A 22,097-nucleotide genomic window follows, 5' to 3' on the forward strand; every position below is an offset into this window, starting at 1 on the left:
GCTTGTGCGACTGATTATTTTGTTCTTCTACTATGCGTTTGCACAATTTTTGCCGGCAAATGAGTTGCCTGTTGTTGGAAAACTGGGGCGTTTTTTAAGGTTCACTTGTATTAAGCGGTTAGCAGGTGAGTGTGGCAGCCATGTGAACATTAATAGAAGAGCACATATTGGAAATCCGCGTTCACTTCGCATTGGTGACTTCTCTGGTATTGGTACCAACTGTCGTGTAGCAAACGACACTATCATTGGTCGCTACGTCATGATGGGGCCCGATGTGGTGATCTTTTCTAAAGGGCATTATTACAGTGATACGACAAAGCCTATGATGTTCCAAGGGACAACGGAAGCATGCCCGGTAGTGATAGACGATGATGTTTGGATTGGCCAGCGTGTAATGATTATGCCGGGAGTGAAGGTTGGTCAAGGCGCGATTTTGGCCGCAGGTGCGATTGTCACCAAAGATGTCCCTGAATACGCAATCATGGCAGGAAACCCGGCAAAACAGGTAAAATCTAGGCAAAATGATTAAACCGTATAAAAGTGCGGCTTCTGCGACGGTCTAAAGCGTAGATTGCACATTTGGAGATAACTTAAAAGCTATAAGTGCATAAATTATCTTCTTTGAAAATGAATATAAAAATGCTTTGAGAAAGGGACGTTGAGTTGATTGAATCACACCAAATACAAGAAAGATTTCAAGACCCTCTGACATTAGCAGGCTTATTAAAGGCGGCGTGGTGCGGTAAATGGTTAATCATTGCTGCCACTTTTTGTGCAGGGCTCGGAAGTATTTATGCTGCTCTACAGATGCCAAACATGTACACTTCTGAAGCTATCCTTGCGCCCAAAGAGGAGAAAGGCATCTCTGGGGTGTCGGGCCAGCTCGGTGGTTTAGCGTCATTGGCTGGCATTGATATTGGTGGTGGTAATGGAAATAAAACAGATATCGCCCTGGAAGTGTTGAAGTCACGTAAGTTTTTGAGCGACTTCGTTAATCGGCACGAAATAGCGCCGGCTCTGGTGGCTGCAAATGGCTGGTTGCATGAATCAGATAGGTTGACTTTTGATGAAGAAATTTATAATCCCTTATCAGATCAGTTTGTCCGTACAGTAGAGTTTCCTTATACACAAGAACCTTCTGATTGGGAGCTGTATGAACGATTTAAAAATATTATGTCACTGTCCCGGGATCCCTCCAATGGCATGATTACTGTTGGTATTGAGTTCTACTCGCCTTATCTAGCGCAACAGTGGACTTCAAAATTAGTGGAGGACTTAAACCTCGAGATGCGTCAGCGTGATCGTGAGCAGGCTAAAAGAAGCATTGAATATCTTCAAAATGAACTGGCGAATGAATCTATTGATAACATCCGAGATCTGTTTTTTGGATTGATAGAGGAGCAACTGAAAACTAAGATGCTAGCGGAAGTAACTCCCGAATATGCTTTCACGGTAGTAAACCCTCCTCAGGTCACCCTCCTCAAGTCAGCTCCTAAACGCAGTCTTATCGTGATTGTTGTCACCTTTCTTGCTGGCTTTATTAGTACCTTACTTGTTGTAATGTATAACACATCTGGGCGTGCAGCCCGAACCAAGGGCTAAGCTCTTAACCTATGTCGCAGCACGAAAAATCGGGGTGGCTAAACTGGCGAGCCGATGCTTGCCAGTTGTTGTGGCTCATGATCGCCAGTTATCTGATGGTGGATACGGTCAATGGCTACTTAATGCAGCAATTGTCTCTCAACTTGCGCCTATCGCAAGTGTTTAAGCTGGCCATTATTGCGTTGGGTTTATATAACCTGCTCCGTTGGCGAAGTCTTTACATCAGCTGGATTTTGGCCGGATTAATATTGTTGCTCGTGGGACCCATAATGCGACTGCTTAACGCTCCCACTGAGGGGGTTATGCAATATGATCTGGCCTTTGCTATTCGGATTATCATGTTTTTCGTGGTAATAGCCTTTTGTCTGGAATGCATAAAGCAAGAACCACTTCTTTATAGACGCTGGGTTGTGAGAAGTTTGAAGTGGGGTTTTATAGTGGTTTCGGCGAATGTGCTAGCGGGTTTTTTAGGTCTAGGGTTTCCGACTTATCCCAATACAGGCGTTGGCTTTAAAGGTTTTTTTTATGCCGGAAATGAGGTTAGCGCGGTCTTTGTGTTGCTGTCAGCAATAGTGTGTCATTTGGTTTGGAACAAGTCTGGTATCCTTCGCTATGGGATTTTTTCTTGTTTTATATTGGCTTTAGGAGTTGGGATTGCTACCAAGGCAGGAATCCTATTCGCAATTCTGGTTATTATCCTGACTCCAATGGTTAATTTCCGTGGGGCACTCTTTTCACCGAGGTCACTGCTATTATTTAGTGTACTGACATTGGTGATATCTTTAACAGCTCTACAACTAGCCTCTTTCATAGAGGGCTTACCTGCATTTCAACAACTGCAAGCTAATTTCAGTCAAAAAGGGATTTGGCAATTTATCCTTTCTGGACGAGACGTATTTCTGGCGCTTTTCTGGCAATCATTAATTGACACTGGAAACGTTGCTCGGATTTTGATTGGCGATGGTGGAGCCTATATGTTGGCTCATGCCAACAAGGAAGCGGCTGAAATCGATCCCATTGATATTTTCATGTACTTTGGATTTCCTGCCATGGTGATTCTGATCGCCTTTTCAATCGCCAGCATAGTTTTGCCGCTGCGTCGTCTTAACACTCACTATTTTGCTCCTGCCATTTTACTCGCAAATATTGCTTTATTTGGTTTTGCGGTTATTGCCGGTCACGTCTGGACCTCAGGTATGTTGAGCATCGCCTGGGCAGTGGCAAATAGCCTTCTGTTTGTGTCCGATAGCTTTAAAGAGAAGAAGCCGGATTTATGATCTATTCAATTGGTACCAAGGTCCAAAGCGGTAAAGGAGGCATCAGTACCGCGATTGTAGGTTTTGCAACAGCAAAACCGTTACTCGACAAAGGAGTGAAATTTATTTCCTCCCATGACGAAGAGGGGGGTAAGGTCATCCCTTTTTTTAAGGCCTTTAAGACCGTGTTATGTGAAGTTAAGAAAGATGATGTGGTCTGGCTTCATTGTGGGCGCTGGCTGTCAATGCTGCGAAAGCTGCTTTTGGCTGGAGTTGCTAAAATGAAAGGCGCCAAGGTCGTGTTTCACTTTCATGCTGATGTAACAGCTGACTATTTGGACTTTTATTTTGGCAGGTGCCTGATTGCTTCTCAATGTCGCCTGGCGGATGGCATTGTGGTTCTCTCCCCATGGTGGAAACGTCTATTGGTACAGCGTTTTTCGAAGTTCGCAAAGAAGATAGAGGTCATAGCTAATCCACTTGACGCCGAACTGCTTTCCCTGGTTCAGAGTGCTGTAGTAAAACGACAAGAAAACACAGAGATTAAGTTGTTGGCGATGTCCAGGCTTGTTAAGGGCAAGGGCTTTGAGGAAACGATAAGAGCCATGCGAGTGCTTCCAGACTGTTACTCTCTGAGTATTGCTGGGACGGGGATCATGGAGTACGAACTGAAACAGTTGGTTGAGAATCTCGGTATAGCCCAGCGGGTGAGGTTTTTGGGCTGGGTGAACTATCAGGAGAAAGCCAAAGTGTTTCAGGAGCATGACATATTTGTGCTCCCATCGCAGAATGATTCCTTCGGTATGGTGTATTTAGAGGCTATGGCGATTGGATTACCCGTGGTGGCGGCGAAATATAGAGCAATCCCAGATGTCGTTCCCGATGGTAGTGCGGGAGTGCTTATTCAGAATGTCGAGCCGCATTCGCTGGCGCAAGCGGTGATTAAATGCTCTGAGAACCAAACAGGATTTGGAAACTTTGGTAAATGCTACGCTCAAACAGCTTTCAACAAAGACCAACTTGCAGCAAAGCTACTCACTTTCTTTGAAACCTTATAATGAAAAATATGATAGTTGATATTGGCAATTTCCCTATTCGTCTTTATAAAGATAAGCCCTCCCTTTTAAAGTATCTTTTTGATGAGATTGAGAGTGACCAATGGCCATTTTTAGTCTCAATTAATCCGGAAAAAATCATCACCCAGAAACACACAGGCCAGCTTGTTCATGAGTTGAAGCCTCATGACATTTGTTATGCCGATGGAATAGGTGTGGTGAAAGCGGTGGAGCGTAAGAGTGGTATCAAGATCGCTCGTATTCCCGGCTGCGAGCTGTGGGAGTCTTTGATGCAGGAAGCCGGCAAACGTGGTTTAGGGGTGTTTCTGGTGGGAGCGAAACCTGACGTTCTGGAAGAAACCAGAGTAAAGCTGGGGCGTGAGTATCACACCAAGATTGTGGATGCCCAACATGGTTATTTTGACGATGAGCAAGACCTGATACAGCGCATAAAACAAAGTGGCGCCCAAATTGTAACGGTGGCGCTGGGCTCACCTAAACAGGAAAGCTTTATTTTCAAGTGTCGCGAAGCCGGTATCAAGGCAATTTTTATGGGAGTGGGCGGCACCTACGATGTTTACACGGGCCATGTGACCCGCGCGCCGGCCTTGTTTTGTAACCTAGGGCTGGAGTGGCTGTACCGATTATTGTCGCAGCCCACACGCTGGCGCAGACAGTTAAGGTTAATTCACTTTACCTGGCTGATGCTGACCAGACAGCTCTAGTCTTTGGGCTTCAGCCTGAATGGCCTGCTTTTCAGGTGATTCATCATTTTAGTGTCCTGACGCATCATCACACCGTTATAGATGACGAATAGCACGACAAAGACCAACAGCCGTTTGCTTTCAGATATGCCATATATCTGGCCTAATAGCCCTGCAATACTGAACAAAACAGCGAGAGTGGCAATGTATAATGTCGTTTTTTGGGATGAGCAGCCATTGAACAATAATATATGATGCAGATGATCCCGACTGGCTTGCAGTGGTGACAGGCCCGCCAGAATTCTGCGTAACATCACTGAGACCATATCCATAATCGGAATGGCGATGACCCACAATGCTGTGACCGGTTGGATAAATGCTTCGCTACCCTGAGAGCTATAGGCTAACAGCCAAATCATGGTGAGCCCAATCAGCATACTGCCGGCATCTCCCATAAAGACTTTATATTTTCCCCCTCTGAACTGGCCAAGGTTGAAAAACATAAACGCGAAGATGGCACCAAAAAACATCGCCGGCACTTCTGTAAATAATACACCGCCGGAGAGCAGGGCTAACACGCCGATCGCGACAAAAGCGGTAATGCTCAATGATCCAACGAGGCCGTCCACGCCATCGGTCATGTTAAAGGCATTTATGGATGCTACCACGGCTAGCAGTGTGAATAGGGGCCCAAAAGGTCCCAATTCTACAGTACCCATTCCAAATAAGTTGCCCAGATCGCTGATATACAGCTCGGCACCAAATACCATCAAGGCACCAATCAGGAACTGCGCAATGAGACGCAAGCCTGCGTCCAGGTCATGAAAATCGTCCAGAGCACCGATGAGCACCATAAAGGCAGTGGAAATGAGGTAAAGTTTGTAGTTAGTGTCAAATTGAACAAAAAGAAAGCTGGACAGGCAAACAGCCGTATATATTGCCAGGCCGCCCACCAATGGCACATTGCCTGTGTGCTGTTTTCTGGAACACGGCCGGTCTACCAGACCCAAGCCAATGGCCATGGGACGAAAGGTGACAACCGCAAGAAATGACGCCGTAAAAGCAACAACAACGATTAATAAGGTCGTTAACACAATAAAACTCTGAAAAATTAAAAAATGAGTCGAAAAAATTCGGTATCGGACTGCTTATGCGTCATCTGCCTGATCTCTCGGTCGGCCGCGCAATTTTATGGGATGCATTGCGGTTAATCAACCGTGCTCGCATAGTCTTCTCCGATAGTATTGAATTTGCAGAGACTGAGTGCCTTCCTTACCCAGACGCTGGAACAGGTAACATTATGGCTTACTGGGAAGGATTTTAGTGCAACTTTCTCGATAATTTTTGTTATTAAGTGCAATTATAGTTTTGATATTGTATACCTTATGCCCGCCGTATGGTGAGGTACCAGCGTTATATCTCAGCCCTGTGGCTACCTGCACCAGAAGTCGTCAGGGTGGGGCATGAGCAGCCACTTCAGCGCTCACATCAACTTTTCTCAGCTGCTTACTTATCGTGACACCCCCTTTGATATCAGAAACACCGCTGAGGCTATGATGACCATAGACTTTCTGCTAGATTCCGCTTTTTCGGGTATCGGTTGATCCGCTATGTCGTTGGATAAAGTAAAAGGAATTAAGGAGTCTTTATGCTGAACAATATTAAATTTACCGGGCTGATACTGCTGACTGCAGTGGGTCTGTCGGCCTGCGGTGGTGGAGGCCAGAGTAATTTTAACCCGCCCACGTCGGGCTCATCCGGTGGCACCGGCCCTCAGTGGCAGGCCGGCGTTTATGCGCCCGAGTCGGAGCTGAAAGACTTTTGTGCTGCTCCTCGTAGCGGCATTGACCCCTACAGTGGCCGTGCATACCCGGATAAAGCCGGTAGTGCTACCTATGAGAAGCTGTGGCTGCGCTCCTGGAGCAACAATACCTACCTTTGGTATGACGAGCTGGATGACATTAATCCTGCAGGTTACGGCGTGCAGGAGTATTTTGACCTGCTGAAAACCGATGCCAGAACCCCATCCGGTGCCTTCAAGGATAATTTTCATTTTTACCAGGATACCGCGGAATACAAACAGCGCACCCAGTCCGGTGTCGAGTCGGGATATGGCATAGAGTGGAAGTTCAGCGCCTTGTCCCCCCCTCGTAAACTGGAGATCGCTTTTATTGAGCCTGGTTCGCCCGCAGATTTAGCTGGCCTGGTGCGCGGTGATGAGGTGGTCGAAGTGGATGGCGTGGATTTTATCAATGGCGGTACTCAAAATGACGTGAACACCATTAATAATGGCCTGTTCCCCTCAATTGCCGGTGAAAGCCATGACTTTGTGTTTGAAACGGTGGCAGGGGAGCGCATTGACGTAACCATGGCATCGGCGGATGTGCAGATTACACCGGTTCAGAATGCCTCCGTTATCGAAACCGATTTGGGCCGGGTAGGGTATGTGCAGTTCAATAGCCATATTGCATTGGCACAGGATCAGTTAATTGATGCCTTTGAGCTGTTCGTCAACGAGAATGCCACAGAGCTGGTGGTGGACTTACGTTATAACGGTGGCGGCCTTCTGGTGCTGGCGTCTCAGCTGGGCTATATGGTTGCCGGTGATGCCAACACCGCCGGGCGCACCTTCGAGCAGATGCAATTCAATGACAAACACCCGAGTCGCGACCCGGTTACCGGTGATCCACTGGTGCCATTGGAATTTGTAGATAAGCGTATTGATTACGATCGTTTTGTGGAAACCAGCGAAAGCCTGCCAACCCTGGCCTTGAACCGTGTGTTTGTGCTGGCAACAGACGGTACCTGCTCTGCCAGCGAGGCGTTTATTAATGGCTTGCGTGGTATTGATGTGGAAGTGATTCTGATTGGCGATCAAACCTGTGGTAAGCCTTATGGTTTCTATCCCACTGATAACTGCGGTACCACCTACTTTACGATTCAGTTTACCGGCGTAAACGACAAAGGTTTCGGTGAATATTCAGATGGCTTTTTGCCCACGCCCTCACCGCAGTTCCCCGCCGAGGTTCTGGGTTGCATGGTGGAAGATGATCTGAGTCTGCCGTTGGGCAATCCACAGGAAGGGCAGCTGCGCGCCGCGCTGGATTACATGAGCAGTGGCAGCTGCCCGCAAAGCAGCGGCATAGAGCGATTCAGTCAAAAAACCGCACCTGAAGGTAAAGGTTTGCAGATCAAACGGCCGGATCCGCGTTATCGAGCCACGATACTGGAAAATAAGCTGTATCAACAGTTTGGTCGCAACCCGGAATCACAGCCATGAAAAAGCAGCTGGTAATAGCCGCGTCACTATTGGCTGGTGGCTGTCAGCTTACCCAGGCCAATGAGCCCGTTGCGGCGGTACTGACGAATCCCGGCGCGCAGACCAAAGCGGAGTTACAGCGGGTTATACAACAGGCCATTGGCGGTACGCCGGTGAGATTAGCCGATGATGCCCTGACCGACACCGATACCCTGTACATTGAGCAGAACCCGGGCAGGGATGCCCGGGGTAACCCCATTATGGGGCGGCATAATAATAAGCCAGAGGTGTTTCACTTGCGGCTTCAGGGCGAGCAGTGCCAATTGATACACGGCACAACCGGTGAGGTGTATCTCCTGCAAGAGGTTAGCTGCAGGGCGCTGGATGCCCGATAACAACATTCGGGCATGACGGTTTAGGGTTGGCTTTTGCTTGCTCTTGGTTGTCATTCCCGCGCAGGCGGGAATCCAGAGCCCTTAAGAATGACAGTTCCAAAAGGCGCTGGATGCCCGATAACACCACTCGGGCATGACGGTTTACGGCTCTTGCTTGTTCTTGTTTGCGCTTGTTGGCTTTTGCTTGCTCTTGCTTGTCATTCCCGCGCAGGCGGGAATCCAGTGTCCTTAAGCGCCGGAGCCCTTAAGCATGACAGCCCAAAAGGCGCTGGATGCCCGATAACAACATTCGAGCATGACGGTTTACTGTTTTTTTGCTCTTGTTAGCTTTTGCTTGCTCTTGTTGGCATGTGTTTGCTTTGTTTGTCATTCCCGCGCAGGCGGGAATCCAGAGCTCTTCAGTGCCAGAGCCCTTCAGCATGACAGCCCCAAAGGCGCTGGATGCCCGATAACGGCATTCGGGCATGACGGTTTACTGTTTTTTTGGTCTTGTTGGCTTTTGCTTGCTCTTGTTTGTCATTCCCGCGCAGGCGGGAATCCAGAGCCCTTCAGCGCTAGTGCCCTTCAGCATGACAGCCCAAAAGGCGATGCATTCCCGATAACAATATTCGGGCATGAATAAATGCATCGTCGGGTTAAAACCCGACTTACAAGTTAATCCCAGCCCAGCTCCGGTGCCCGGTAGTACTGAATACCCATGCTATCCAGATGTGCCCGAAGTGCCGACAAGCGCTGAGTAAAGGCGCCATAGTCGCGCTGCTGTGCAGGCGTCCAGGAAACTTCTGCAATGGCGGCGAGCCGGGGCCAGTTACGGTTGTCAGCCGTGGCATCACTGGCGACTTTTTCTGACCACATGGGGGCTTCAACCCCGACCACCTGCTGGTAGTTTTCCGGCATCAGGCTGTATACGCGCTCCAGTGGTATGCCTTCTTTTGCACACCAGGTATAGGTGTCTGGCTGGCCATTGTAGTTACCATGGTCCAGGTAGGTGTAGCTGCATGGAGACAGCACCAGATGAATACCTTTTTCCAGTGCCGGTGCGATATCATAGTCATCGTTCCAGAATTGCAGCAATGCGTCTGAACGAATATCGCCCACAGAGGCCTCCTCCCAGGCGAGCAGCTTGCGATCCAGTGACGCCACAATCTGATCCACGCGGCTGATAAACTCCGGGAAGGCATCCGCTTCTTCGTTTAGCACTTCATCACCACCAATATGCAGGTAGGGAGAAGGGAAGAGTGCCGCCACTTCAGTCAGCACGTCTTCTACAAAACGGTAAACCAAATCCGGTTTCTGACTGGCACATAGGGCGCTGAAGCCGACGCAGGTGCCTTCATAAGGAGCCAGTCTGGCATCGCCGACCACATCCTCACACTGATTCTGTGGTGGGCTGGTAATGACATCATCACAGGCCAACTCATTGTAGGCGGCGATGGCGGCCTGAGTGTGGCCGGGAAGATCAATTTCAGGAATGATTTCCACCTGATGCTGCTGTGCAAAGGTAATGATGTCACGCATTTGTGCCTGCGTGTAGAAGCCACCATTGCTGCCACTGACACTGGTGCTGCCACCAATTTCAGTTAACTTTGGCCAGCTCTTTATCTGCAGTCGCCAGCCCTGATCATCGGTCAGGTGCAGATGCAGCTTATTGAGTTTAAAGCTTGCCATGCGCTCAATATGTGCTTTGAGATAATCGACACCGATAAAATTACGGGCCACGTCCAGCATACTGCCTCGCCACGGATACTGAGGCTGGTCTTCAATCATTACCTTAGGCAGAGTGTACTGTGACCTGGCCTCAGCCGGTAACAGTTGCCTGAGTGTTTGCACCGCGTAGAAAAGCCCGGCATCGGTGGCGGCCTTGAGTGTCACAGCCTCGTCAATGCTGAGGGTATAACCTTCTTCTGAGAGCGCCAGAGAGGGGTCTAGCACCAGAGAGATGACAGCGTTGTCATTTTGGTTATATTGAATGGCCAGCTGGTCAAGCAAAGACGTCAGTGCCGCAGTGCTATGGAGGGCATTGGCGGGAGTCTGAATGCTGATGGTCTTACCCAGTGTCAGTGTGCCCGGGATCTGTTCAACAGCCAGTGGCAATGGCACCAGATTGAGGGTCGATGCGGTGGTCGTTTCAGTGGCACGGTCGCCGCTTTGCTCCACATTGCCACACGCGCTCAGGGCCAGCGGCAGGATTACATAGAGAAGTTTCTTTATCATAGTCAGTCTACCTTGACGGTTATAAAGCCGTCGGCGTATGTGATTGCGCCTTCAGCGGCTGTTAGTAAATCACCAGCGATCTATATCGCTGGTGAAAATAACATACAGCAGCGCGGTGGTGAGTCAAGTTTTTGTTAACCCTTTGTTGCCGCGGGGGGGAGTGACTGATGCTGGTCGCTGACCCGTTGGTAGGCTCTGAGGCCAAAAATGGGCAGCATCGCCAGGAAGTGATCAAACAGATCCGATTGAATCCCCTCATAGGCAACCCAGTTCGTATCGGCACTGAAACAATAGACTTCCATCGGCACACCCAGTTCGGTTGGAGCCAGTTGTCTGACCATCAAGGTCATGTCCTTGCGCAGTTTGGGGTGATGTTCCAGGTAGCGCAGCATGTAGGCCCGGAGAGTACCGATGTTCGTCAGTCGCCTGGCGTTGAGGAGATCCTGCTCGGTAATGTCATTGTCCTTGTTGTATTTAGCCAGTTCCTGTTTTTTATCGTTGATATAGCTTTTTATAAAGCGGATCTTTTCCCAGTTATCCAGCATGGTCTGATCACAAAATCTGACCGTGTGGATATCCAGGTAGATGGCGCGCTTGATGCGACGCCCTCCGGATTCCTGCATGCCCCGCCAGTTTTTAACGGAATCGCCAATCAGAGCGTAAGTGGGCACAGTGGAAATGGTTTTGTCCCAGTTGCGTACTTTTACCGTGGTCAGTCCCAACTCTAAGACTTCACCATCGGCGCCGTATTTGGGCAATTCAATCCAGTCACCGGTGTTAACCATGCGGTTGGCGGCAATCTGCACCCCGGCAACAAAGCCTAGAATGGCATCTTTGAAAACCAGCAGAACAATGGCCGTCACTGCACCGAGACCCGACATGATCAACACCGGTGATTTGCCAAGCAGACTCGACACAATCAGGATGATCGCGATGATGGCCAGGATCAGCTTAGCCACCTGAATAAAGCCCGTAATAGGCATTCTTTTGGCCAGACTGGAAGCGTTGTAGGCATCCTCAATGGTATTGAGAATGGCACTGAACATCAGCAAAGAGGTGACCAGAATATAAATAAATGAAAACTTCTGTAGTGTCTCCAACAGCAGCGGTGTATGGGCAAATAGCAGTGGCGCCAGCAGATAAATAAGCACACCCGGCACCAGGTGTGCAGAACGCTTGAAGAAATTGTGTGACTGTAGCTGGTCGTCCCAGGTGGCTTTGCTGTGCAATACCAGTCGGGTCAGTTTGGTACTGAGCAGATAGCGTGACACTTTGAACCCAATCCAGCACATCGCTGCCAGCGCAAGCAGAGCAAACAATGCAAACAATCCTGAATTCGCAGAGGTCTGGATACCCCAGTAATTGAGGGTGTCGCTGATCAATTTAGCCAAGTCGGTGACATGTTCCATAGGTCTCTTTACTGCCTGTTATCTGACAATTGTTGGATGCGCTGGTCTTTTTGCTGCCAATATTGATTGATCCATTGCTGAAAAGACTGGCGGAATTCGGCATCGTTTTGATAGTCGCCAATCAACTCTGCACTGACTGGCAAGGTTTCAACCGAAACGATTACTCGTTTTAATCTGCCACAAAGTAAATCCATCATCACATGACCATGATTATCCGGATACACTAAGGTGACATCCACAATCTGACTGAGCAAGTTATTCATGGCCGAGAGCGTAAAGGCCACTCCGCCCGCCTTGGGTGGGAGCAGGCGCTCATAAGGGCTGTCTTTTTGGCGATGTTTATGGGGCGTAAACCGCGTTCCTTCCACAAAATTCACAACTGTGGTGGGGATTTGCTGAAACTTTTCGCAGGACTTGCGGGTGGCTTCAATGTCTTTGCCTTTAAGGTGGGGGTATCTGGCCACAAACTGCTGGCTATACCGGCGCATAAAGGGCATGTCCAGCGCCCACGCCCCGAGCCCGATAAAAGGCACCCACAGCAGTTCCTGTTTGATAAAAAACTTGGTTGCCGGTATACGTCCCGTTGCAAAGTGCATTAACACCACGATATCCAGCCAGCTAAGATGATTGGCCATCATCAGATACCAGCCGTGCGGGTTAAACTGTCCCTGGGCACGAATATCCCATTCTACCTTATTGAACAGATTAATAAGACTGACGCTACCCAGTGCAAAGCCCGCCATGCACAAGTTCAGAAGACGATTCAGGACCCGGGTCAGTGGCCGGATTGGTAACAGCAGTTTAATCAGTCCCAGCAAGATCACCAGGGTTCCCCAGAATGCCAGGTTCAGGGATTGCAGCAGAAAATGAATCGGCAGCAATATCACGCCGGGGAGGAAACTTAACATGCACTTACCGCTCTTGTTGTAATTGTTCTATGCGTTGATCTTTTTGTTGCCAGCGTTCATTCAGCCATCCCTGAAAGCGTATCCGTTCAGCGGGGTCATTGAAATAGTCTGACGGCGCAATATTATCCAGCGGAGTTACATCCACCCTGACCTGAACACGTTTGACACTACCACAAATAAAATCCCAGAAACTGGGCGCGCCCTGAGGATAGTGAATGGTTACATCCACCAGTTTGTGCAGCTTATCACCCATGGCCGAAAGCACAAATGCAATCCCGCCGGCCTTGGGTTTTAGCAGATGACGAAAGGGGCTTTTCTGGCGCTGATGCTTGTCAGCCGTAAAACGGGTGCCTTCAACAAAATTCATCACGCTGACGGGCTTATACTTGAACTTCTCGCACGCTTTGCGGGTGGTCTCCAGATCTTTACCTTTAAGATGAGGATATTTCGCCAGATAGGATTTCTTAAAGCGCTGCATAAAAGGAAAGTCCAGTGCCCACCAGGCCAGCCCCAGCACGGGTACCCAAATGAGTTCCTTTTTAAGGAAAAACTTCAGAAAGGGAATGCGACCGCTGAATATACGCTGTAATACCAGAATATCGACCCAGGATTGATGGTTGGCAATTACCAGATACCATTCTCGTCTTTTCAGCCCATCAAGCCCCTGCACATCCCAGTCAATGGATGCCGTCAGATTCTGGTTGAGGTTGTTCACTTTTACCCACTGTTTGGCACACCAATCCAGAACCCTTCCGATACGGGCCCGCCAGCTCGAGGCGGGGATGAGCTTGAGCAGCGAAAATGTGAAAATAGGAATACACCAGAACAGGGTGTTAAACAGGTATCCCAGGAAAGAAACAGAGCCGGTGATGATCCTACGCATTTTTTACAGCCTTCAACTCAATTTTTGTTGCTTTAAACTGAACAAGCGACGTATTTTATGCGCACCCCAGTGGTTTCTCAAAATCAGATTTCAGGATGCAGCAACAAGGCGCTCATAACCATATCAGCTTTTTCTGGCAACGGGCAGTGATCAAAGTCGGCAGTGCGCTGATTTCACCGGGCGGAGACGGCTGTAAAACCGCTTCGCTGTTAGCGCTCGCCCAATTTGTCAATGACAGTCGGGCCGCTGGTAAAGAGGTTATTCTGGTCTCTTCAGGGGCGGTTGCCGCAGGTAAAAATGCCTTTACCCTCCAGCGAGAGCCCTCCCTTTCAGAAAAACAGGCCATGGCGGCGGTCGGGCAGACACGTATGATGGCGAACTGGGCGCGTCTTTTCGACCAGCCTACGGCACAAATCCTCCTTACCCATGGTGATATTCGCAGCCGCGATCATTACCTGAATATCAAAGGTACCATCAGGGAACTGCTTGCACACGGCATGTTACCTGTGGTCAACGAAAATGACTCGGTCGCCACCGATGAACTCAAGTTTGGTGATAACGACAACCTGGCGGCACTGGTGGCGCTGGTGGCGGAAGCCGACACCCTGCTGATTTGCACCGATGTGGATGGATTGTATGATGCGGATCCCCGTAGCGTACCGACCGCCCGCCTGCTTAAACGGGTAGAGAAGATTGATGCTCAGGTGATGGCACTGGGGGGCGGTGCCGTCAGTGGTGTGGGAACCGGTGGCATGCAAACCAAATTGCAGGCGGCCAGAAAGGCCGCTCACAACGGTATTCAGACCATCATTGCCAATGGCTTTAAATCACAGACCTTTATGCAGCTGGCGCAGGGAGACGTCCCGGGAACGCTTTTTGTGCCTCCTTTATCCCGAACCAGCGCCAAAAAGAACTGGCTGATGCATAGTCTGCGTGCGAAGGGGCGCATTATTATTGATCAGGGCGCTGCCGAAGCGCTGGCCCATAAAGGTGCATCGCTGCTACCTGTGGGAGTGGTCAAGGTGGAAGGGGCTTTTGATGCCGGAGAGGCGGTGGAAATTGTGCAGGGTGATAACATACTGGCGACGGGACTGTGTCAGTATAATGCACACACTCTGGCGCAAATTAGTGGTTTAAATAGCCAGCAAGTTGAGCAGAAACTGGGATACAGCAGTTATGCGGTTGCCGTACATCGCGACGATCTGGTGTTGTTTTAAACCCCGACTCACAGAAGTCAGTTATCCAGGGCGCCCTGTCATGCAGGGCGCTGCATCACACACTCTTTTCTATGTGATGGCATGAACGCTGAACGTAAACTCAGTCTGTAACCTTACACCAGCGACCACAGCTTATAGCCGCTCAGTCCCAGCAGCAGCAATATGATGGCCCCGCCCAACAGGTTGGATAACAACTTGTTGCGGTGTGCTCCCAATACCGTTTTCTGATTCATCAGCCATAGCAGGTAAATGGCGATAATTGGCAGCAAAATACCGTTTGCGGCCTGGGCAAATACGATCAATGCGACAGGACTCACCTTGAGGGCCGCCCCTATGGCGCCGCAGAGCAGTATAACCCCCCACACGGTTTTAAATCGCTTGCTGGTCAGTTCTGTTGACCATCCGAGCATGCCACACACTGCAAACGCGCCGGCCAGCGGTGCGGTAATGGCGCTGGTCAGCCCGGCCGCAAACAGGCCTATGGCAAAAAAGTAGTGGGCCAGATGGCCCAAAAGTGGCTCCAGCTGACGGGCCATGCTGGCCGCATCAATGTTGGTAATGGCCTGGCCGAAGAACGCCGCACTGGCCGTTGAGACAATAGCAAGGGTGATCAGGCCGCCCAGACCGATGGAAAGTCCGGTATCCCAGCGACTCTGGCCAATAATCTCGCTCATATCTGTGGCACGTTGGTGTTGTCTTGCCATCACACTGGAATGCAAAAACAAATTGTAAGGCACGATGGTGGTGCCAATCAGAGCCAGCACGGTGGTGACCGAACCAGCGGGAAAGGAGGGTACCAATAACCCCTTAAACAGGGCGACAAAATCCGGCCTGGCAATCACCATGGTGGTAATAAACACCAGTGACATTACTAACACCAAGCCAATCAGACTCTTCTCCAGCATCTGATAGTGACCGCTAAACAACAGCAGACCGGCGAGCAGGGTTAACAATGTACTCCAAGTGCTGATAGGCTGGCCCAATAGTGCCTGAATTCCCATTGCTGCACCGGTCAGGTTGCCCGCTTCATAGGCGGCACTGCCAATGCCAATGGCACTGATAACCAATGCCATACACAGGTATTTGCGCCAGCCTGTATCAAGTGTGTTTCTCAGCGATTCTGCCAGGCCATGGCCTGTGGCCAGTCCCAGTCGTGCAGCCATGCCTTGTAACACGACCGTGGCAATCACGGAAAACAGCAGTGTCCATAGCAACGCAAACCCAAAATTCGCGCCAGCCATACTTGCTGTGGTGATCGTCCCTGGCCCGATAAATGCGGCTGTTACCAGAAGTCCTGGACCTAATCGCATGAAAACATCCCCTCAAGCTGTTAGAGGCAGTCAGCATAACATCGGTTGCTGAGATTAGGGAAAGCAGACAATAAAAAGCCCCTTGCGGGGCCAATATTGACAACGAGTGAGTCTGACAGTGCAGAAATTCTCTGCCTCAGTACAACGATTCACCGGTTCTTAGTGGTTTTTTACGCAACGCAGACGGGCGCTTGGCCAGCTCGCGCTTATTGCGAAAGTAGGGCGTGTTTTTACCTTTGTCCTGGGCGAGAGAATAGACGAGCAGAACAAGGATGGCTGCGAAGAGTAGTGATAGCAATATCATGTTTAAATCCTTTCTAAACTGAATGCTGTATGGTTATATTCAGCGGCTGTCATACTAACAGGTGCTGTGTTTTTCGAGTGTGACAGTATAGTGAAATTTTTGCGAAGGTGATAGCCAGAGTCAAAAAGAGATGTGAGTCGTGGGGTAAATCTGACGTTGCGGCCAGGCGCTCAAATCCTAAATGGCGGTGGAAAAATAAAACACCAGAATATATCGTACGCCTTTGCCCAGCCCCACGAGCAATAAAAAAGGCAGTAATCGCACTTTCATCATACCGGCTATAAAAGTGAGGGCGTCTCCTCCCACCGGTAGCCAGGAAAATGCCAGGCTCCAGATGCCATAGCGTTGGAACCACTGTTGCACTCGCTGAAGTTGCGCGGGTTTAAAATAAAACCAGCGACGATCCTGAAAATGCAGCAAATATTTGCCTAATATCCAGTTCACCACTGCGCCTAGTGTATTGCCCAGCGTTGCGGTCGCGATCAGCAGTACCGCAGGCTCCCCCTGGCGGGCGAGGGTAAAGAGCACGGCTTCGGAATAAAAAGGTAAGAACGTCGCGGCCAGGAAAGCCGATGAGAACAGAACCAGATAAGCCATCGCAGATCGTCAGCCTTGCCTGGCATCGGCTTGTTTAACCAGCCACTTGAATAACTTGGCCTGATTAATCATATAGGGCAGGTACTCCGGGTGCCATTGCACACCTAAGAGGTGAGGGTGGGCCGGGCTCTCGATGGCCTGAGTGAACCCGTCAGCATCGGTGCCGCTGATCAGAAAGCCCGGCGCCACCTCGCGAATCGCCTGATGATGCAAACTGTTGATACGCAAGCGCTCATGTTCGGTAATTCGGTGCAACAGACTGTCGGGCCTGACAAAAAGAAACTTGCCAGGGTGAATCAGGCTGCGGTTAGAGGTTAACTTGCGCTGCCTGGTAATATCCGTAAACAGTGCACCGCCCAGTTTGACATTGAGTAACTGGCAGCAGCGACAAATCGCCAGCAGCGGTAACTGCTGCTGCATCACATAGTCGATCACATCACTTTCTAAGGCATCTCTGCTTTTGTCATAGGCGTAGGTCGGATCAGGTTCTTCCCCATACAGTTGCGGGCAGATATCGGTACCGCCACTCATGACCACACCATCGAGCTGTGCCAGATCAACCGGATGGCGAGGACTGATCCTGACCGCTTTACCTCCCGCGCGGCGAATAGCAAAGGCGATAGCCCACCAGGGCGGACACCAGTGGCCTGCATGAGTGGTAACACCGATAAGCGGCGTGCTGCTGATACTGGTCATGAAGGCGTATCTCCATTATCTGTTTGTGTGGTGGTTGCACTGACACGGGTGGTCATAATCTGACTAATCTGATGCCAGCCAAGGGTATCGGCCACCACGTAGATCACGGTTAACAGAGGAACACCGAGAATGGCACCGATTGGGCCCCATAACCAGCCCCAGAAAATGACTGCCACAAAGACCACAATCGGATTGATTTGCAGGCGTATACCATGTACCACCGGATCGACAATAAAGCCAAAGACGGTGGATAACACTAAAAAGCCAGCCGGTGCAATCAGGATCTGCCATAACTGCTGATCGGCCTGGGTCACGGATATCATTAGTAATAAGACACTGACAATGCTCATTCCCACGTAAGGAATCAGTCTTAAGATGGCCACTAACGCTATCCAGATCCAGGGCATGGGAAAATCTATCAGCCACAGCAACACGCTGGTGATAATCCCCAGTGTCAGATTGATCAGCATCACCGCACCCAGATAATAACCGGTTTCGGTGCGCAGGCGGCTGAATAACCTGATGATACTGCGCCGTTGCTGCCGCTCCTTGCAGAGCTTTACCATGTTGAGAACTAAATCACCGCCATTGGTCAGTAAGAAAAGTGTTAACACCAGCACTAACAGGGTACTGCCTGCACCTTCCTGAATTGTGGTCAGCAGGGTATCGGGCCAGGTTCGCTGCTCCACCATCACCGGTGACTGTTCTTTTGTATCAATAACCTCTTCGACCGCTTCGGAGACTTTTTCAGAGGTTTTCTCAACGGAGTCTTTGACCTGTTGCAGGGTGCTGACCACGTCCTGATCAAGGTGCATCAGGCTCTCTATTTTCTGCGGTGCCGTGGTCAGCCAACCGCCAATAGCAGGCAACATCAGCCAGATTGCGCCAAGTAACAACGAACAACTGAGTATTAACATCACCAGACTGGAAAGGACTTTAGGCACACCCAGCTTCATTAGCCGGCTCACTGGCGGGGACAGGGTCAGGGCGAGTAACACAGATACCGTGACCGGTAATAAAAAGCCTCTGGCCAGGTAGAGCGTGGCGACCAGCACCACCAGCAGAATAAAAGGATGGCCACTGAGTGAGGGCATAGCACGTTGCTGACTGATAATGTTTCCTCCCTGGTTGTGTGGAGACGTATTATCCACATAAATCGTTGCCCGCAGCAGAGCATAAGTGACAGTTTACAGGCATTCACCGGCACTTGCATCGCTGACTCCGCAACATGGCACTGGATCTGGGCAGGGAATGTCTCTATTCTGTCGCCCTTTTTTTACCGCCACAGGAAAGCACAATGATTGGGGAAATCGCAGCACTGAGTACGGCCTGTTGTTGGGCGGTAGCCGCCAGGCTATTTCGTCAGCTTGGCGCCAGTTTTTCGCCCCTGGCGCTGAACTTCTGGAAAGGATTGGTGGCGATCCTGATCCTGCTGCCGTTGACACTGGCCATGCCCATGCAGGTAGAGCTGTCACAAACAGATATTATGTGGTTGTTAATCAGTGGCGTCATTGGCATTGGCCTGGGGGATACCTGCTTTTTCCAGTCGCTGAACAAAATTGGTGATAGCCAGTCCCTGTTGATTGCAGAAACCCTGGCGCCCATTTTCACCGCGCTGCTAGCCATGGCCTGGATTGCAGAGTGGCTGAACTGGCAACAGTGGCTGGGGATTGCGTTGGTGATCCTGTCGGTGGATATGGTGATTAAGCTCAACCGCAGAGATACCCAGCAGGTTTTTGAACTAACCGGCTATGTCTATGCCGCGCTGGCCGCCTTGTGTCAGGCTGTCGGGGCCGTCATCAGCCGGGATATCCTGACCTCTACTGGCGTCGATGCAGCCAACGCCAGCCAGATTCGCCTGCTCGGGGGAATGGCGATCATCATCGTTTTAATGTTAGGAATGCGCCAGCGCTGGTTACCCAAAACTGACAATGCCAGGCGCACCTGGCTGGTGTTTGCTGCGGCCACATTGATTGGTACCTTCGCGGCGTTGTATCTGCAAATGGTAGCCTTTACCTATACCAAAGCCGCTGTTGTACAAACGCTGTTTGCGACCAGCGTAATCTTGTCGCTGGGAATCGCCTGGGTGCTGAGAGAGCGCATTCATCGCCAGGCGTTATTATGGTCGTTGTTGGCTCTGATTGGCGTGGCGATTCTGGTGGGCGCAGAGTCATTTTAAACCGCCACTGTGTGCAGCGACATTATTGCTTGAATCGGGTGTCCGCTTTATATACAATGCGCGCCCTTGACTCAGCCATACAACATCGTTCCTTGCCTTACGCAGACCGGCTGAGCTGCAAAAGGCTATAACCGTAAGGAGCTTTTAATGCGTCATTACGAAATCGTATTTATGGTTCATCCGGACCAGAGTGAACAGGTTCCAGGTATGATCGAGCGTTATACCGGAATCATTACTAACGCCGGTGGCCAAATCCATCGTCTGGAAGATTGGGGCCGTCGTCAACTGGCTTACCCTATCGAAAAGCTGCATAAAGCACACTACGTGCTGATCAATGCTGAAGCTAGCGCTGAAGCCATTGAAGAGCTGGAAACTGCTTTCCGCTTCAATGATATTGTTCTGCGTAATCTGATTATGCGTACTAAAACGGCAGATACCGAACCTTCCCCTATGGCCAAAGAAGAGCGCCGTGAAACGGGTGGTCGTGATGAGCGCCGTGATTCAGGTGAAAGAGAAGATCGTCGCGAAAGCCGCGAAGAGAGTTCTTCTTCTGAAGCTGCTGCAGAATAACAGATTAGGAGACTTAACATGGCTCGTTTTTTCAGACGTCGTAAATACTGCCGCTTCACCGCGGAAGGCATCAAGCAGATCGATTACAAAGACACTGCTTTGTTGAAAAACTACATCACTGAGAGTGGCAAGATCGTACCTAGCCGTATCACTGGTACCAGTGCCAAGTATCAGCGTCAGTTGTCAACTGCCATCAAGCGCGCGCGCTTCCTGGCTTTGTTGCCTTACACTGATTCTCACAAGTAATCGTTGGCGTATTATTAAGAGGTAGCAAAGATGGAAATCATTCTACTAGACAAAATCGCCAACCTGGGCGGTTTGGGTGACCAGGTCACTGTAAAATCAGGTTATGCCCGTAACTTCTTGTTCCCTCAGCAAAAAGCAGTTCCTGCTACGAAGGCGAACATCGAGAAGTTTGAACAGCGTCGTGCTGAGCTTGAAGCGAAAATCGCTGAAGAGCTGGCAGCGGCAGAAGCCCGTGCAGAAAAACTGACTCAGCTGGCCGAAGTGACTATCGCTGCGCCTGCTGGTGAAGAAGGTAAATTGTTCGGCTCTGTTGGTACCAAAGACATTGCCGATGCACTGACCGCTGCAGGTGTTGAAGTGGCCAAAGCAGAAGTTAAACTGCCACTGGGCACACTGCGTGAAACCGGTGAGTTCGAAATTGATCTGCAACTGCACTCTGACGTGCACGCACAGGTGAAAGTAAAAATCATCGCTGAAGCCTAATCGCTTCAAGTGATTTTTGCCGGGGAATGCTTCCTGCAACCCCGGCATACCGTCCATCCATGGACATAAAAAACCGCCTTCAGGCGGTTTTTTTGTGTCCGGCATCCTTGGTGTTCCTGTGGTCTTGTTTTTGTTGGGCTGAAGTCAAACCTACAGCACGATCCCCCAGGCCCAGGCTTTAGCCCGATAAAGACACGTTCTAAGGGCGCTGGATGCCCGATAAAAGCGCTCGGGCATGACTGAATGTTGTTCCCGCGTGCTGTTGGCGGGGAACCCAGCGACCTTCCTCTGCCACAAACTACACGAAAAGCACGAGAAAGACATGTTCACCACAAAAAGCGTAATCCGTTATCAGTCTTTCGTCATCAGAAAATACTGATTGCTGACGACTGACAGTTAACGAGCACGCACAGGTGAAAGTAAAAATCATCGCTGAAGCCTGATCGCTTCAAGTGAATTTTGCCGGGGAATGCTTCCTGCAAACCCGGCATACCGTCCATCCATGGACATAAAAAACCGCCGGAAGGCGGTTTTTTTGTTTTCAAGGTAAGAAAAATGAGCCCACAAGCCCATTCAGAAAAGGGGCAGTAGGCAGTGGACAAGGTTATGCGCTATTCCTTCAGCGCGAAAAAACAGAAATCTGAGTGCAGTCTTTACTCAATGACATCCTCAAACGAACCTATCTGACATTCCCCCAGGTGATATACCTTCGCTCTGCGTGCATAGATTTAATAGAACTCGCAGCAGAATTGACGAATATCAAAACAGAGAGTGAAAACCAGAACTATATTTATCCGGAATGCATAAGCA

At 50.0% G+C, this 22,097-nt stretch carries 23 protein-coding genes; 13 read left to right on the top strand and 10 right to left on the bottom strand.

Annotated features, from left to right (window positions below):
• Positions 1–4: 4 nt before the first annotated feature.
• The 5 genes from CCY32_RS13510 to CCY32_RS13530 all read left to right on the top strand — a co-directional run bounded on the left by CCY32_RS13510 (position 5) and on the right by CCY32_RS13530 (position 4,638).
• Positions 5–529 carry an acyltransferase gene (locus CCY32_RS13510; RefSeq protein WP_088331580.1) on the top strand — a complete coding sequence of 175 codons (525 nt, stop codon included), beginning with the start codon at positions 5–7 and terminating at the stop codon, positions 527–529.
• A gap of 134 nt (positions 530–663) precedes the next feature.
• On the top strand, positions 664–1,602 hold the full coding sequence (locus CCY32_RS13515; RefSeq protein ID WP_088331582.1) for a Wzz/FepE/Etk N-terminal domain-containing protein: 939 nt from the start codon (positions 664–666) through the stop codon (positions 1,600–1,602).
• 11 nt (positions 1,603–1,613) lie between these two features.
• Positions 1,614–2,879, top strand: a complete 1,266-nt coding sequence (locus CCY32_RS13520; protein ID WP_088331584.1) for an O-antigen ligase family protein — start codon at positions 1,614–1,616, stop codon at positions 2,877–2,879.
• Positions 2,876–3,916: a glycosyltransferase family 4 protein gene (locus CCY32_RS13525; protein WP_088331586.1), complete on the top strand. Its 1,041-nt coding sequence runs from the start codon at positions 2,876–2,878 to the stop codon at positions 3,914–3,916. Before CCY32_RS13520 ends, CCY32_RS13525 begins: the two co-directional genes overlap by 4 nt.
• Complete coding sequence (locus CCY32_RS13530; protein WP_088331588.1) at positions 3,916–4,638, top strand: WecB/TagA/CpsF family glycosyltransferase; 723 nt, start codon at positions 3,916–3,918, stop codon at positions 4,636–4,638. Before CCY32_RS13525 ends, CCY32_RS13530 begins: the two co-directional genes overlap by 1 nt.
• On the opposite strand, the gene wecA is transcribed toward CCY32_RS13530, so the two are convergent.
• Positions 4,635–5,711, bottom strand: a complete 1,077-nt coding sequence (wecA, locus tag CCY32_RS13535; protein WP_246840623.1) for a UDP-N-acetylglucosamine--undecaprenyl-phosphate N-acetylglucosaminephosphotransferase — start codon at positions 5,709–5,711, stop codon at positions 4,635–4,637. The genes CCY32_RS13530 and wecA overlap by 4 nt on opposite strands.
• A gap of 369 nt (positions 5,712–6,080) precedes the next feature.
• Here wecA and CCY32_RS17225 point away from each other — a divergent pair, with 369 nt between their 5' ends.
• Genes CCY32_RS17225 through CCY32_RS13545 form a run of 3 tightly spaced genes read left to right on the top strand, consistent with a single transcriptional unit; the run spans position 6,081 to position 8,271 of the window.
• Positions 6,081–6,221 carry a hypothetical protein gene (locus tag CCY32_RS17225; RefSeq protein WP_168171524.1) on the top strand — a complete coding sequence of 47 codons (141 nt, stop codon included), beginning with the start codon at positions 6,081–6,083 and terminating at the stop codon, positions 6,219–6,221.
• A 44-nt stretch (positions 6,222–6,265) separates the two neighbouring features.
• Positions 6,266–7,897 carry a S41 family peptidase gene (locus CCY32_RS13540; protein WP_088331592.1) on the top strand — a complete coding sequence of 544 codons (1,632 nt, stop codon included), beginning with the start codon at positions 6,266–6,268 and terminating at the stop codon, positions 7,895–7,897.
• The gene (locus tag CCY32_RS13545) at positions 7,894–8,271 is read left to right on the top strand and encodes a hypothetical protein (RefSeq protein WP_088331594.1); all 378 of its coding nucleotides are present in this window, start codon (positions 7,894–7,896) and stop codon (positions 8,269–8,271) included. The genes CCY32_RS13540 and CCY32_RS13545 overlap by 4 nt, the downstream gene beginning before the upstream one ends.
• Before the next feature lie 654 nt (positions 8,272–8,925).
• Here the strand turns inward: CCY32_RS13545 and CCY32_RS13550 are convergent.
• From CCY32_RS13550 to CCY32_RS13565, 4 genes are all read right to left on the bottom strand, one after another.
• Positions 8,926–10,485, bottom strand: coding sequence for a beta-N-acetylhexosaminidase (locus CCY32_RS13550; protein WP_088331596.1), 1,560 nt, complete (start codon positions 10,483–10,485; stop codon positions 8,926–8,928).
• A 134-nt stretch (positions 10,486–10,619) separates the two neighbouring features.
• Positions 10,620–11,894: a mechanosensitive ion channel family protein gene (locus CCY32_RS13555; protein WP_088331597.1), complete on the bottom strand. Its 1,275-nt coding sequence runs from the start codon at positions 11,892–11,894 to the stop codon at positions 10,620–10,622.
• A gap of 8 nt (positions 11,895–11,902) precedes the next feature.
• Positions 11,903–12,802 carry an acyltransferase gene (locus CCY32_RS13560; RefSeq protein WP_088331598.1) on the bottom strand — a complete coding sequence of 300 codons (900 nt, stop codon included), beginning with the start codon at positions 12,800–12,802 and terminating at the stop codon, positions 11,903–11,905.
• A 4-nt stretch (positions 12,803–12,806) separates the two neighbouring features.
• The gene (locus tag CCY32_RS13565; protein ID WP_088331599.1) at positions 12,807–13,685 is read right to left on the bottom strand and encodes an acyltransferase; all 879 of its coding nucleotides are present in this window, start codon (positions 13,683–13,685) and stop codon (positions 12,807–12,809) included.
• Between the two features lie 95 nt (positions 13,686–13,780).
• Between CCY32_RS13565 and proB the strand changes: the two genes are divergently transcribed.
• Positions 13,781–14,902 (top strand): glutamate 5-kinase, encoded by a 1,122-nt coding sequence (proB, locus tag CCY32_RS13570; RefSeq protein ID WP_088331600.1) that lies wholly within the window; start codon positions 13,781–13,783, stop codon positions 14,900–14,902.
• Positions 14,903–15,015: 113 nt separating this feature from the next.
• Here the strand turns inward: proB and CCY32_RS13575 are convergent, their stop codons facing one another.
• From CCY32_RS13575 to CCY32_RS13590, 5 genes are all read right to left on the bottom strand, one after another.
• Positions 15,016–16,212 carry an Nramp family divalent metal transporter gene (locus CCY32_RS13575; RefSeq protein WP_088331601.1) on the bottom strand — a complete coding sequence of 399 codons (1,197 nt, stop codon included), beginning with the start codon at positions 16,210–16,212 and terminating at the stop codon, positions 15,016–15,018.
• A 136-nt stretch (positions 16,213–16,348) separates the two neighbouring features.
• Positions 16,349–16,516: a hypothetical protein gene (locus CCY32_RS17230; protein ID WP_168171525.1), complete on the bottom strand. Its 168-nt coding sequence runs from the start codon at positions 16,514–16,516 to the stop codon at positions 16,349–16,351.
• Between the two features lie 177 nt (positions 16,517–16,693).
• On the bottom strand, positions 16,694–17,113 hold the full coding sequence (locus tag CCY32_RS13580; protein ID WP_088331602.1) for a YqaA family protein: 420 nt from the start codon (positions 17,111–17,113) through the stop codon (positions 16,694–16,696).
• A 9-nt stretch (positions 17,114–17,122) separates the two neighbouring features.
• On the bottom strand, positions 17,123–17,809 hold the full coding sequence (locus CCY32_RS13585) for a type 1 glutamine amidotransferase (protein ID WP_210401745.1): 687 nt from the start codon (positions 17,807–17,809) through the stop codon (positions 17,123–17,125).
• Positions 17,806–18,960, bottom strand: a complete 1,155-nt coding sequence (locus CCY32_RS13590) for an AI-2E family transporter (protein ID WP_168171526.1) — start codon at positions 18,958–18,960, stop codon at positions 17,806–17,808. Before CCY32_RS13590 ends, CCY32_RS13585 begins: the two co-directional genes overlap by 4 nt.
• Positions 18,961–19,106: 146 nt before the next feature.
• Here CCY32_RS13590 and CCY32_RS13595 point away from each other — a divergent pair, with 146 nt between their 5' ends.
• The 4 genes from CCY32_RS13595 (at position 19,107) to rplI (ending at position 21,287) form a co-directional block, all read left to right on the top strand.
• Positions 19,107–19,988 (top strand): DMT family transporter, encoded by an 882-nt coding sequence (locus CCY32_RS13595; protein WP_348638944.1) that lies wholly within the window; start codon positions 19,107–19,109, stop codon positions 19,986–19,988.
• Positions 19,989–20,135: 147 nt separating this feature from the next.
• The gene (gene rpsF / locus CCY32_RS13600) at positions 20,136–20,558 is read left to right on the top strand and encodes a 30S ribosomal protein S6 (protein ID WP_088331604.1); all 423 of its coding nucleotides are present in this window, start codon (positions 20,136–20,138) and stop codon (positions 20,556–20,558) included.
• Between the two features lie 18 nt (positions 20,559–20,576).
• On the top strand, positions 20,577–20,804 hold the full coding sequence (gene rpsR / locus CCY32_RS13605) for a 30S ribosomal protein S18 (protein WP_062481250.1): 228 nt from the start codon (positions 20,577–20,579) through the stop codon (positions 20,802–20,804).
• Positions 20,805–20,834: 30 nt separating this feature from the next.
• The gene (gene rplI, locus CCY32_RS13610) at positions 20,835–21,287 is read left to right on the top strand and encodes a 50S ribosomal protein L9 (RefSeq protein ID WP_088331606.1); all 453 of its coding nucleotides are present in this window, start codon (positions 20,835–20,837) and stop codon (positions 21,285–21,287) included.
• Positions 21,288–22,097: the final 810 nt, after the last annotated feature.

The sequence above is a fragment of the Lacimicrobium sp. SS2-24 genome, assembly GCF_002201535.1.
Lineage (GTDB): Bacteria > Pseudomonadota > Gammaproteobacteria > Enterobacterales > Alteromonadaceae > Lacimicrobium.